Source organism: Prosthecobacter sp. (assembly GCF_044373815.1).
Classification (GTDB): Bacteria; Verrucomicrobiota; Verrucomicrobiia; order Verrucomicrobiales; family Verrucomicrobiaceae; genus Prosthecobacter.
Genome location: NZ_JBIPNG010000173.1, coordinates 1 through 12,336, shown reverse-complemented (window position 1 = coordinate 12,336; position 12,336 = coordinate 1). Strand labels below are relative to the sequence as shown.

11 protein-coding genes are annotated in these 12,336 nt (G+C 60.0%); 2 read left to right on the top strand and 9 right to left on the bottom strand.

Annotated features, from left to right (window positions below; all coding sequences use genetic code 11):
• Nucleotides 1-1,265, top strand: a 1,265-nt coding sequence (locus ACIREA_RS15200) for an AIR synthase-related protein (RefSeq protein WP_397383134.1), incomplete at its 5' end; no start/stop codon positions are given.
• A 156-nt stretch (nucleotides 1,266-1,421) separates the two neighbouring features.
• On the opposite strand, the gene ACIREA_RS15195 is transcribed toward ACIREA_RS15200, so the two are convergent.
• Nucleotides 1,422-2,540: a sensor histidine kinase gene (locus ACIREA_RS15195; RefSeq protein ID WP_397383133.1), complete on the bottom strand. Its 1,119-nt coding sequence runs from the start codon at nucleotides 2,538-2,540 to the stop codon at nucleotides 1,422-1,424.
• Nucleotides 2,541-2,791: 251 nt separating this feature from the next.
• On the opposite strand from ACIREA_RS15195, the gene ACIREA_RS15190 reads away from it, so the two are divergent.
• Nucleotides 2,792-3,871 carry an alpha/beta hydrolase gene (locus tag ACIREA_RS15190; RefSeq protein WP_397383132.1) on the top strand — a complete coding sequence of 360 codons (1,080 nt, stop codon included), beginning with the start codon at nucleotides 2,792-2,794 and terminating at the stop codon, nucleotides 3,869-3,871.
• Nucleotides 3,872-3,883: 12 nt separating this feature from the next.
• Here ACIREA_RS15190 and ACIREA_RS15185 read toward each other — a convergent pair whose 3' ends face one another.
• The 8 genes from ACIREA_RS15185 to ACIREA_RS15150 all read right to left on the bottom strand — a co-directional run.
• Nucleotides 3,884-5,854 carry a tetratricopeptide repeat protein gene (locus ACIREA_RS15185; RefSeq protein WP_397383131.1) on the bottom strand — a complete coding sequence of 657 codons (1,971 nt, stop codon included), beginning with the start codon at nucleotides 5,852-5,854 and terminating at the stop codon, nucleotides 3,884-3,886.
• 639 nt (nucleotides 5,855-6,493) lie between these two features.
• Entirely contained in the window at nucleotides 6,494-7,171 is a 678-nt protein-coding gene (locus tag ACIREA_RS15180) for a response regulator (RefSeq protein ID WP_397383130.1), read from the bottom strand.
• A complete protein-coding gene (locus tag ACIREA_RS15175; RefSeq protein WP_397383129.1) occupies nucleotides 7,158-8,291 on the bottom strand; it encodes an ATP-binding protein in 1,134 nt (377 codons plus the stop codon). The genes ACIREA_RS15180 and ACIREA_RS15175 overlap by 14 nt, the downstream gene beginning before the upstream one ends.
• Nucleotides 8,273-8,725 (bottom strand): sugar 3,4-ketoisomerase, encoded by a 453-nt coding sequence (locus ACIREA_RS15170; RefSeq protein WP_397383128.1) that lies wholly within the window; start codon nucleotides 8,723-8,725, stop codon nucleotides 8,273-8,275. The genes ACIREA_RS15175 and ACIREA_RS15170 overlap by 19 nt, the downstream gene beginning before the upstream one ends.
• Nucleotides 8,722-9,681 (bottom strand): glycosyltransferase family 2 protein, encoded by a 960-nt coding sequence (locus ACIREA_RS15165; protein WP_397383127.1) that lies wholly within the window; start codon nucleotides 9,679-9,681, stop codon nucleotides 8,722-8,724. The genes ACIREA_RS15170 and ACIREA_RS15165 overlap by 4 nt, the downstream gene beginning before the upstream one ends.
• Nucleotides 9,668-10,447 (bottom strand): class I SAM-dependent methyltransferase, encoded by a 780-nt coding sequence (locus ACIREA_RS15160; protein ID WP_397383126.1) that lies wholly within the window; start codon nucleotides 10,445-10,447, stop codon nucleotides 9,668-9,670. Before ACIREA_RS15160 ends, ACIREA_RS15165 begins: the two co-directional genes overlap by 14 nt.
• A complete protein-coding gene (locus ACIREA_RS15155; protein WP_397383125.1) occupies nucleotides 10,434-11,564 on the bottom strand; it encodes a DegT/DnrJ/EryC1/StrS family aminotransferase in 1,131 nt (376 codons plus the stop codon). Before ACIREA_RS15155 ends, ACIREA_RS15160 begins: the two co-directional genes overlap by 14 nt.
• A gap of 81 nt (nucleotides 11,565-11,645) precedes the next feature.
• A partial coding sequence (locus ACIREA_RS15150; RefSeq protein WP_397383124.1) for a DUF58 domain-containing protein occupies nucleotides 11,646-12,336 on the bottom strand: 691 nt, incomplete at its 5' end.

Sequence of the window (12,336 nt, the reverse complement as noted above, 5' to 3'; positions counted from 1 at the left end):
CCGCGATGCATGAGCTCGCCGCCATTTACCAGACCGAACTTTGCGTTCTGGCCAAGGCCGACGGCTCCCAGCGCCTCAAAGTCTTCCACCATGGCACCATCGTCTGCGATCTCCACGTCACAGCCCTGCACGAGGCCCCGCGCCGCGAGATGAAGGCCAAATGGCGCACCCCGCCAGCGGTGAAGCCAGTGGTGCCCGTGCGTCCGGAGTCCTGGACAGCCACACTCAAGACCCTGCTCGCCGATTTCTCCATCGTCTCCCGTGAGCCGATCATCCGCGAGTACGACCACGAAGTGCAGGGCAACACCGTCCTCAAGCCCCTCGCCGGTGCTTCAGGCGATGCCCCGCAGGACGGCAGCGTCATCCGTGTGGATGGCAGCCAGCAGCTTGTCGCCCTCGCCTGCGCATTGCTCCCTGAGTGGGGCAAAACCGACCCGCATCTCATGGGCCGCGCCGTCGTCGACGAGTGCGTGCGCCAGCTCGTCGCCATGGGGTCCAATCCAGACCGCATCGCCATCCTCGACAATTTCTGCATGGGCAATCCCGACAACGAGCGCGAGCTCGGCGCCCTCGTGGAATGCACCAAGGGCATGGCCAAAACCGCCATCGCCTACGCCGCCCCCTTCGTCTCCGGCAAGGACAGCTTCTACAACTACTTCATCACCGACGAAGGCCCCGTTTCCATCCCCGTCACGCTGCTGCTCAGCGGCTTCGGCGTCGTGGAAGATGCCAAGCACGTCATCGGTGCCTCCCTGCGCCGCGTCGGCAGCAAGATCGCCATCCTCGGCAAAGCCAGCGCCGGACTGCGCGGCAGCATCGTCGCCAAATACACCAAGGGCATCGGCATGGACGCTGGCCCCGACTTCTGCGAAGTCGAAAGCCTCGCCGCCTACCGCCGCTACTTTGAACTCGTGAAGCAGGGCGCCGTTCTCAGCGCCCACGACATCGGAGAAGGCGGCCTCGCCGTCGCCCTGGCCGAAATGGCCTTCAGCGGCAAAGGCGGCCTCCGCATCTCCACCGACAAGATGCCCGCCCACGCTGGCCTCACCACCGCCGAACTCCTCTTCGGTGAAACTCCCGGCCGCCTCCTCGTCGAGATCGCCCCCGAACACGTCAGCGCCGCCGAAGCCGCCGGCCTCACCATCATCGGCGACTCCACGCGTGATCCTTACCTCAACATCTCCCACAACGGCACCACCCTGATCGATTCCCCGATTGATCAGCTCAAGCCGCTGTGGCGCGATGGTTTGGTGAAGTACTATTGATCCAAATCAAACTGCTCGTGGCCTTATTCTTCAGGGCCAGCATTCTCGCAATGCTGGCCTAGACATCGCTCCATGCTGGGGATGTTGAAATGAAGACGGTCAGCAAAAAAGTGAGCCGTTCGGTGAGTCCGCAGCATGTCTTCGCTGCTCCGCGCTCTATGAATGCGCCGACTCTGCAGTCTGCCCACTGGCAGCCTGAGCTGGAAGCCTCAACCGACAGCAAACACAAGTGCCACCCACGCTGCGCGGAGTGATTTCAAAAGTGGCCCCCACGCTCTGCGCGCGATAGCGCATGGTGCGCAGGCCCATGCCTGTGAGTGCGGACGTCTTGTCCGTTACCATGCCCACGCCGTCGTCTTCCAGACGCAGTTCCAGCACATCGCCGCGCTGGTCCAATGCGATGACAATTTCACGAGCCCGGCCATGCCTCACCGCATTGGCCACCGCTTCCTGAGCGATGCGATAGAGATGCATGGCCACCTTCGGGCTGTCGATCTGGATCTCGCCGCTTTCCTGGATGACGATGGAGACACCGGTCAGCCTGCTGGTGTTGCCCGCCAGCTCTTTCAAGGCGGCGGAGAAACCGGAGTCGTCCACATGCACCGGGAAAATCCCACGGGCGAGATCACGCGCATCCGCCACCGCCTGCTGTACGGACTCCACCACCAGGGCGGCATCATGCGCCGCCGGCAGTTGCTGCGAATGCAGTTCTTCCGCCAGTGCATGCACGGCACAGCCGATGGCCGCCAGCTGCTGGCAGAGACCGTCGTGCAGATCCTGGCCGATGCGCTGCTGCTCATGCTCGCTGACCTGGATGATGTCCAGCTCGAGCTGTCGCCGCTCCTCCAGCATCCGGATGTGGGCCGCGTCAGCGTCCTGCTTGCTGCGCACCGCATTCACCGCAAACACCAGCACACAGAAGTAGAACTCCCGGTTGATCGTAGCCCACGCATAGCCCATCTGGGTCGTGTAGGGATTGGATTGTATGTTGGCCACCCACCACACTCCGCCGGACACGATGGCCACAGCCATTCCCCCGCTGACGCCGGACCACCAGACGGCCAGAATAATGGGAAAAGCGTAAAAAATAAACCAGCTGATCTCCCAGCTGGTGGCGTGATCCAGCCAGCCAAGAAGCACCGTCAGCAGCATGGGCGCTGACAGCGAGACCCAGCAAGGGCTGGCGCGCATTCTGACAGTGATATTTCCCGCCCGCGTTTTGACACCCACAGGCAGCGGCCAGACATCGGTGCTGTTTACAGCACTTCCATTCATGAGATGAAAGGGGGCGGATTCAGCATGGGATCAGAAAGGCGCATTCCGAGAACTTTGCCAAGAATCAAATCCCTCATTGTTCAGGCGAAAAGTCTGGAATCCAGGCATGCAGCCGACGGCAAAAGAACTCGTTGTCATCTTCTGCCAGCAGCATTGCATGCGGCATGTCATCGCCGCTCGTCCTCCTGAAAGCCTTCGCGCTCATGCTGGCACTTGTCCTGGCCCCCTTGGCAGTTTTCGGCCTCTGCTGCATGCACACCTGGCAAGGCATGCTTCTCAGCACCTCCATCGGCCTGCTGGCAGTCAGCCCCCTGCTCTACTGGATCGGTGATGAACGCGGCTCCGTGATCCAGGTGTGGTTGGGAAAAATTTCGTCTCTCGCCGCATGTTTCGGCGTAGCAGGCGCACTCTGGCAGACTCCCGATGCGCACACCTCAGAGACGGCACGGATTCACTCGCGCTTCTCCGACGGTGGCTGGCACTATGACCGCAGTTCCATCGGCTCCCTCCTGCCAGAAATCGATCAGATCCATCTCGGCTATGCGGTGGCGGTGGCCTTCGATCCGTTCTTCACCCGGCAGCAACGCAGAGAACTCGCTGCGATGACCGACACCCTTTATGCTGAGATCAGCGCGGATCCAGACTTCACCGCCGTCGGTTCTGCTCTGCCGTCCATCTATCGCGAGATTGGCTTCAGGGATTTCCGTGACGGCCATTACTTTCACTACATTCCGGCCAGCGTGGACCGCAGCAAACCAACGCCCGTCCTGGTCTTCCTGCATGGCAGCGGCGGTAATTTCAAAGCTTATATCTGGCTGCTTTCCAAAATCGCTGATGAACTCGGCATCACCGTCATCGCCCCCAGCTTTGGCATGGGAAGTTGGGAAAAGCGTGGAGGCTACGAGACCATCACGCGTGCCATAGCCGATGCCGGAAAGCATGCGGCCATTGATCCCGATCACATCCACCTCATGGGCCTCTCCAATGGCGGCAAAGGCGTGTGTCTGGCCGAATCAACCGGTGGCCCAAAGTTCCGCTCCCTGATTTTTCTCTCAGCGGTGTTTCACAATCGCATCAAGCCGGCGGACCTCGCCGCACGTCTGCAAACGCGCCGCACACTGATCCTTTCAGGAGGTAGCGATGACCGCGTGCCTTGGGAGTATGTCTCCGGTTATGCTGAAAAGCTGAAGGCAGGCGGTCTTGACGTCACCTCCCACCACTTTGGAGGTGAAGATCATTTCCTGTTCTTCCACCAGCGCGCCGAGGTGTTGAAACTCATTGCCGGGTGGATTGCCGCCGAATCGACGGCACGCATTCCACCATCACGTTGAATTCCCTCTGCCTCAACGCGGCCTGCCCTTCCCAGCCAGCGCGATCTGAGCCGCTTCAATGAGCTTCTGAAGCTGGGGATCCCCCGGCTGCACCTGTGCGGCAGCTTGATAATGATCAAGAGCCCGGTGGGGCATGCCCGTCTGATAATAAACAAGACCCAGCGCTTTGTGCGCCTGGGGATCATTGGGCATGGCTCGCAGGATGTCCCGGAAGACGGCAACAGCTTCATCGTACCTCCCCACTCCTGCGAGGCTGAGGCCAAGGGTGAATGCCACCGGCGGCTTGGTGGTGGCGGTTTTGTCGATGTTGATGAGCTGCATCGTGGTGTCGAGCGCCTCCTTGGGGCGGTTGAGCCTGAGCAGTGAGTTGGAAAGATTGAGCAGTCCGTTTTGAAAGCGCGGTTCCACTTTCAGCGCCTCACGGAAGCAATGCACCGCCTTTTCATTCTTCCCGGCATCGGAGTAGGCCGCGCCCAGATTTCCCCAGGTGCGGTACTTGCCCGGACTCTTCGCCACGGTGTCCTCCCAGAGGCTTTCTCGCGTCCGCCAGACATTGTTGCGAATGCAGGTTTTCCATGAAAGCGCGCCCACACAGAGGAGGGTGAACACCGGAATCCCCACCCGCAGCACATGGGCGCGGGCACCGCTGCTGCTGCTCCGCAGCCAGTCCAGCAGACATGCCACCAGAATAAAAATGCCAATGGATGGCAGGTAGGAACGATGCTCCGCCACCAAGTCCGGCAACGGTGTCAGCGCCGAAGACACGGAGATAGTGATGAAAAACCATCCCACACAGGCAAAAACCAAAACAAAGCGCACATCCCCCCTGAATCGGCGGACCAGTCCCCATGCCGTCAGCACCATCCCGCTCAGCACGGCCAAGGCCAGCAGTACCGGCCCCTGAAAGAGCGAGCAATAGAGCGGCCACTCAGGGTCGAGATTCATCCCCTTGGGCCAGAACATCTGCCGCAGGTAGTGGGTCATGACCGTCAGTTCGGTCAAAAAGTAGTGCCAGTGACTCAGCGGCTCATCCCGTGAATTCACGATGTTCATGGCGGCATCGAAACTAAAGCCGCCGTGCTGCGCCGCCGCCGTCATAAACACCAGCACAGGAATGAGCGGCATGCACAGCAGCAGCGGCAGCGCCCTGAGGGCCGCCGCCCGCAGCCGCGTGCCGAGCACCAGCCAGTCCAGCAGCACCGCCAGCAGCGGGATCATGAAGGCATCTTCCTTCGTCTGCATGGCCAGCAGCACCGCCGCCACCGCGCCGCCACGCAATAGCCACCTGCTCCACCTGGACTGCACCGAGCATGAGGCGAAATACAGACACAAACTCAGGAGCGAAAAAAGCACCACCAGCGAGGTAAAACGCTGAACGATGTAAGTCACTGATTCCGTGGCCAGCGGATGGACCGCAAACAGCAGGGCCGCTGTCGCAGAAATAAACAGAACGGAACTTCGCTGCAAACTGGCGGCCAGCGTCGAACGACGGAGCAGCGCAGTCACCAGTGCATAGACCAGGATCGCATTCACTGCGTGAATCGCCACATTCGCCAGTCGGTACCAGTGTGGGTTGAATTCATCCAAACTGTAGTTCAGGCGAAAACTCGCATAGGCGACCGGGCGCATGACAGCATTGACGGCGTAATCAGGATCAGACCCAATTTTAAACGGCCGCTTCACGAACTCGTTGAAGTCCTTCAGATAATCAAAGGTGTTTCCTCCACGGAAAAACGGATTGTCTTTGAGATAGGTATGGTCGTCGAACGCCATCGGAAAATCGGCCGTCCAGACGTAAAGGCTGGCTGATAGAGCCAGCAGCAAAGCCGCCATAGCTGCGTGAACCCAAAACCCGGAGGCAGGTGATGTTTGCTCTGGCTCTGAAAGAGCACCCAGAGATGCGACGTTGATCACTCGCGTACTCGTGACGACGTGAGTCACGGCTTTGCCGCTGGGATGTTTGCTACGTCTGCGTTTTGACATGATTTCGGTCAGGTGATTTTTAACTGACGAAAGTTTGCGCTGAAACGCCCGCTCTCAGCAATAGACATGCCGTGTCGCGTTAACTGCCACGAGTGCTAAAGAAATCACCAAACCAGAAGACCTCTCACGTACTGCACTTAACGAGATCGGCCATCACAGAAACACGCGGACTGGCATCAAGGAGCCATGTTTAAATGCCTCGCTGTGCCAGCATTGCGAGGGATTCAGCTTAGGGAGGAAACAACCGCACGAGGACAATCACTGTCGGTCACTCGCACTCCGTGGCGGAGCCCTGCGGAGGCATTGCACTACGTCCGCTGTGGAATGACCAGCTCTCTCAGACCACGCATGTGAATTCGTTCGCCTCCCTTTTGTGCACCAGCTTGAGCGTCAAATTTGACACCCAATAATCTAATTTTATCTTAGGCTGATATCTAGAAACACATCAACCTACGACATGAACATCAGATATTTTTTGAAGACGTTGACGAAAACCTTTATCATTCCTCAGCCAGGAGTAATGCATTGTGCGGCTAACACGCCTCAAACCTCGTATAAATCGAGGAAAACAGTCGTGCCTCAGCTGGGAATTTCGGGATTTAATCCAGCATGCACAATCTTGCCTGGGTGCCAGTCAGGTCAGGCACCATGGTCGCGAACCCATTGTCCTGCACGCAGGTACAGCTCGGCGGCACTGCGCAGCTGAAGCTTTTCTTTGATGCGGGCACGATAAGTTTCCACGGTCGACTCTCCCAGATTGAGGGTCTGGGCGATCTCGCGCGTGCTCTTGCCGCGGCCAAGCATTTGAAACACCTCCAGCTCCCGGTCAGCCAGCGTTTCCATCCCGGCCAGTTCAGAATTGCTGCGTTTCTGCGTCATGCGCTCCAGCAGCTTTGCCGTCATCTGCCGGCTTGCATAGACGTCCCCGTTCATGACGCAGCGGATCGCCTCGATCACTTCCGTGGAGGCTTCGTTTTTGGTGATGTAGCCCTTGGCACCGGCACGCAGGGCGCGCTCGGCGTAGAGTTCCTCATCATGCATCGAAAGCACGAGAACGTTGATGTCCAGCCCCTGCGCCTTGATGTCCTTGAGCAGCTCCAGTCCGCTGGAGCCATGGAGGGTGATGTCCACAATGGCGATGTCGGGCTTGGTCTCCAGGATCAGCCGCATGGCATCACGAATGTTGTCCGCTTCACCACAGATGGACATGCCCAGGTCACGATCAATCAGCTGTCCCAGATGTTCCCGGAACATGGGATGGTCTTCGACAAGCAGCACCTTGCAGCTGTTCGCTGCTTTCAATTCAGTTTTCTTCATGGTCATTGAGATGTTTGAGTTCCTTGAGATCTTTGAGCTTCACACGGCAGCTCACCATGGTTCCACCCAGGGTGCGCGGCTCGATGCCCAGCACGGCCTGCAGCGCCTGCGCACGGTAGTGCATCGTCCGCAGCCCCATTCCTTCGCCACGCGTGCGTGAAATGTTCGGCATGCCTTTGCCGTTGTCCTCCACCCGCAGTTCCAGCATTTCGTCCTCGAGCTTCATCGTCACTTGAACCTCCGTCGCGCCGCTGTGCTTGACCGCATTCGCCACAGCTTCCTGGGCGATGCGGTAGAGATGCATCGAGACCTCCGGGGCATCCAGCGGCACATCCACGCAGTCATTGACCACGATCGGGATGCCGGTCAGACGGCTCATCATTTTCCCCAGATCCGCCAGCGCCGCCGCCAGGCCGCTGCGGTCCACATGCACCGGAAAGATGCCACGCGCGAGATTGCGCGCCTCCATCACCACCTGCTGCAGCGATCCCTCGATCAAGCTGGCGTCATGCGCGGCCTGTACCCCCTGCGCCTGCAGGTCCTCCGCCAGCACCCGCGCCGCACAGCCGATCGCCGCCAGCTGCTGGCAGATGCCGTCATGCAGATCCTGGCCGATGCGCTGCTGCTCATGCTCACTCACACTGACAATGTCTTTTTCAAGCTGCCGCCGTTCCTCCAGCATCAGGATACGCGCCTCGTCAGCCTCCTGTTTGTTGCGCAGCGCAGTCACGGCAAAAACCACCACACACAGGTACACCAGCCGGTTGACCAGAGCCCAGGCATACCCCAGCTGGGTCTCGTAAGGATTCGTGGTCATGTTTGCCAGCCACCACACCACGCCTGACAGCACTGCAATGAACAGCCCCGCCCTGGTTCCAGTCCACCAAACCGCCAGAAAAATAGGGATGCCGTAAAAAACAAACAACGTCACTTCAAAGCCGGTGATGAAGTCCAGCCAGCCGATGCCCAGCGTGACCATCATCATCACAGCAATCGTGAGCCAGAAGGACTGGCTGCGCATCGCATTCGTGGTGCCAGCCCACCAGCGCGACAGTCTCGTCGCCATTACCGGCTCACACGCCGCTGTGATGGTGCTGGCATTCATGGCTTCGTTTTCCATCCTTTCACCATATCCGTGAACTCATTGTAATCACGTATGTAATCCTCTGACTCATACGGGCGCGAGGCCAGCACCATCAGCACCGAATCCGCTGAATGCAGATACTCCTGCGCCCATACCATGGGCGGCACCAGCACGCCAAAGGTTGGACGATTCAGACAGAACTCCTCGCGGTTTTCTCCATCATCCACACTGAGGTGGCACTCGCCATGCACACAGACGAGGAACTGCTCGCACAAGCGGTGGGCGTGCTCTCCGCGTGTGCTCTGGGATGGGATGCCGTAGGTGAGAAAGATGCGCTGCGCGACGAAGGGCAGGTCCTGGCTGAATTCCAGCGCCGTGAGATTACCCCGTACGTGGTCCACTACATGGCGCATCTCATACAGACGCACACCGCGCACGGAGCAGTTTTCAATGTTGGTTTCTTGGATCATGCAGACGGTGGTTTCACGTGGGTTGTCAAAGTACGCACAAGGCTTTGCGGCTTGCCGGATACGGTAAGAAACGCACGCCCGACGTATTCACCGATGATCCCCAGCATCAGCAGCTGGGCACCGCTGAAAACGGCCAGCGCCCCCATCAGCGAACCCCAGCCAAGCTGCCGCTGCCCCACAAAGAGGGTTTCAAGCACCACCTCAGCCAGAATCAATCCGCCCAGGACACATAGCAGCACCCCCAGCACACTGGCGATTCGCAGCGGCATGACGCTGAAATCAAACAGCAAACTCAGCGCCAGCCGGATCAGCTTGCGCAGCGTGTAGCCGCTCCGCCCGCCCTGGCGCTCCGAATGCTCCACCTCCAGCGTAGCGATGCGATTTGTGGCACCAAGGATCAATCCATCCACATAAGGATAGGGACCGCGATACGCTACAATCCGCCCCACCAGGTCATGACGCAGTGCCCGAAAGCTTGAGAGGTAAAGATCCTGCGGCTTGCCGAGCAGAAACGTAGCGCAGCAGTTCGCCAGCCAGCTGGCCACATTGCGCGCCCAGTGATGCTTCTTTTTCGCATAGCGCGAATAGACCACCTCGGCGTCGGACTCGCGCAGGTGACGCACCAGTTTGACAGCTTCACCTGGGGGATTTTGCAGATCATCATCCAGGTTCACCACGAAGTCACCACAGGCATGGCGGTAGCCTTCCATCACGGCGGCATGTTCACCAAAGTTGCGCGCCAGCTCCACCACACTCACGGCCGCGGGAAAATCCACCACCGCCTGCCGGGCCGCCATCGCTGTGCCATCCGTGCTGCCGTCATCCACCAGCACCAGTTCCCAGGTTTCCGGCAGCGACATGGCGCGGAAGGCGTCCAGCAACGGGCGCAGACCTTCGCCCGTGTTGTACAGCGGCACCACAAAGCTCAGTTCTGGAGGAGCCTCAGTTGATTCCATGAAGCATCCCTCCGGTTGGTCGTTTCGCTTTTCGCGCGACAGCAAAGACGGAGGAGCCAAACGGCACGCGCAGTTCCCGACACAGCCCGGCGTCCAGTTTGCCCATGCCTGCCAGCAGCGAGTTCATCCAGCGCGGCGTGAGCTTCAGATCCGACTCACCCGCAGCCGCCGGCTCAGTTCTCATCCGGCTCAACCGCCTCCACGCCAGCAGCGGCAAAAACAGCCAGGCATTCCAATAATGGATTATTTCAACGGAAAAGCTCGAATGCTCCAGCAACGTCCGCACCTGAGATGCTCCATAGCGCCTGGCACCGCTGACCGCCACATCGTGGGATCCCCGCAGACCTTCAAACGCAGGCAGGTTCAGCACCATCAGGCCACCCGGGCGCAGCACACGGCCCATTTCCGCCAGCGCCCGCTTTTCGATCACACCATCATGATACAGCACATCCAGGCTGAGGACTGCATCGAAGGCTGCATCCGCATACGGGAGCGCCTCCACCGAACCCAGCTGCACGGTGCTCAGGCCGCGCTGGAGGCAGTGCCGCACCGCCTCCTCCGCAACATCCACACCCGCCACATTCAGATCACAAATCCGTCCCTTCAAAAACTCCAGCATCCCCCCCGTGCCGCATCCGGCATCCAGCAGCCGGCCACGTGGCGGAAGTCGCCCTGCCAGGGCATGCAGCACCTGGCTGCGCAGCACCGCATACCACCAGTGGCAGTCCTCCACCGCCCGCATGAGATCGTACTCAGGCGCCCTCATGTTCAAACCTTTCCATGGCTTTCAAGACGGCACCCAAGGCATCCTCGGACAAGTAAGGATGCATGGGCAGTGACAGTACCGCAGCAGCAGCCCGGTCAGACTCCAGCAGCAGCTCGTTGCCACCGCCAAAAGCACGCTGCCGGTGCAGCGGTACGGGATAAAGCGCCGCCACCGGAATCCCGGCTCGTTGCAGGTGCAGCATCAGCGCGTCCCGCCGTTCAGAGCGCACCACGTACTGGTGGTAGGCATGCTCACACCCGCCCCGCACCATCGGCGCAGTCACCACGCGGCTGCCCACCAGCCGGGCATCATATTCCGCCGCCAGCCTTCTTCTTTGCAGAACGCTCTCATCCAAAGCACCCAGTTTCACCCGCAGCACCGCCGCCTGCAGTTCATCCAACCGGCTGTTTACACCGGGCTGCTCGCTGATGTTGCGCTCCTTCCAGCCATACTGTCGGATCATGCGCAAACGCTCCGCCAGTTCGGTGTCATTCGTCGCCACTGCACCGGCATCTCCCAGTGCCCCCAGATTCTTCGTTGGGTAAAAGCTGAACGCCGCCACCCTGGCCAGCGTTCCGACAGGCCGCCCATGCCACATGGCACCGTGCGCCTGCGCACAGTCCTCCAGCAGCTCAATCCCGTGCTCATCCGCCACACGTTGCAGACTTTCCCAGTCCGCCGGGTGTCCGTACAAATGCACAACCACCGCCGCCTTCACCCCCCGCCCCCGGGGAGAACACAGCAGGGCATCCAAGGACTCAGAGCAAAGCGTGAACGTGCCCGGCTCTATATCGACAAACTCAGGTGCCGCACCGCTGCGCGCCACCCCCGCCGCCACTGCTGATGGGGCAAAGGATGGCACCGCCACTTTGCTCCCGGCTCCAATCTCCAGCGCCCGCAAAATCAGCTCGATCGCATCCGTCCCGGTTGCCACGCCCACGACCTGGCTGAGCCCCAGATAAGTAGCAAATTCAGTTTCAAACGCATCCACCTCGGCACCCAAAATATAGCTTCCACTGGCACAGACGCGTTGCATCGCACGGGTCAGGGCCACCTCATGACGGCGCTGATCTGCCTGCGGATAAGGCAAGGACCAGTGGTTGATTGAACTTGGCATGCGCTCACCTTCATCCATGACAAATTTGTCGCAAATAACGCCACATATAGCGGTAAGCGCCACATGATGTAAAGCACTGATTTAGAGAAGCCCGCCCGCCTTCACGTCCAGATACTTGTTCGCCAGCGCCACCGGCAGCATCTGCGCTGATTCATCGACCGTAAGCACCCGGCGCGCACGCATCGACTCCAGCAGCTGGCGGCGCTCGCCAAAGTAATGCGTCAGCGCCCCGTATTGCAGCGCGTCGTGCAGGTGATCGATGGGAGCCGCCGCACGCTGTTCCAGCTCCTGCTCACGCAGGGTGGCGGTCAGCACCAGATGTCGCTTCTGCATCGCGCCGACGGCCGCCGCCAGTGTAGCGCCGTCTTCGCTGCGCAGATTGGTCAGCATGATCACCAGGGCTCGCCGCTTCTGCAGCGTCATCACACGTTCCGCCGCTTCGATGAAGTCGCTCGGCTCGCTGCTGGCCTCGTAGTTGTAGAGATGGTTGAGCAGCTTCGGCATGCTGTGCGCGCCTTTCACCGGCGGCAGCCAGCGCTGCACTCCGCCAAAACCCACCACTCCCACTTCATCCCCCTGCCGCAGCGCGATGAAGGCGATGAGCAGCATCGCATTCAAGCAGTGATCAAACTGGCTGAGTCCGCCATCCAGCGCACGCATGCGCCGGCCGCAGTCCGGCACCAGCAGGATCGTCTGATTGCGCGTCTCCTCGTAGTCACGGCTCACCAGCATGGAGCGGCGTGACGTGGCCTTCCAGTCGATGCGTGAAAGC